The organism is Bradyrhizobium sp. 23AC (assembly GCF_054863025.1).
The window spans coordinates 1-233 of record NZ_JAVAYN010000321.1 but is presented as its reverse complement, the minus strand read 5'-3'; the positions used below and the strand labels follow the sequence as shown (position 1 = coordinate 233).

At 68.7% G+C, this 233-nt stretch carries 1 protein-coding gene; it reads right to left on the bottom strand.

The features are described 5' to 3' along the window. On the bottom strand, positions 1–233 hold a 233-nt coding region (locus tag RAD10_RS42595; protein WP_461622102.1), incomplete at both ends, for a fatty acid desaturase family protein.

Genomic DNA, 233 nt, shown 5'->3' with positions numbered 1-233 from the left:
ACCAGCGGATGGCGAGCAACCCGTACACCAGCCACAGGTAGACGTGCTGGTTGCGGTGCCAGCGCCGCCACGGCTGCTGTGGCGCCAGGCGCGCGATCGGGCCCTGGTCGATGTCGCTGTCGACGCCCATCACGTTGGTGTTGCCGTGGTGGAGGGTGTTGTGCTTGAACCGCCACATCCACGAGCTGCCGCCGAGCAGGTCGAGCGAGCACCCGACGAGGCGGTTCACCCGG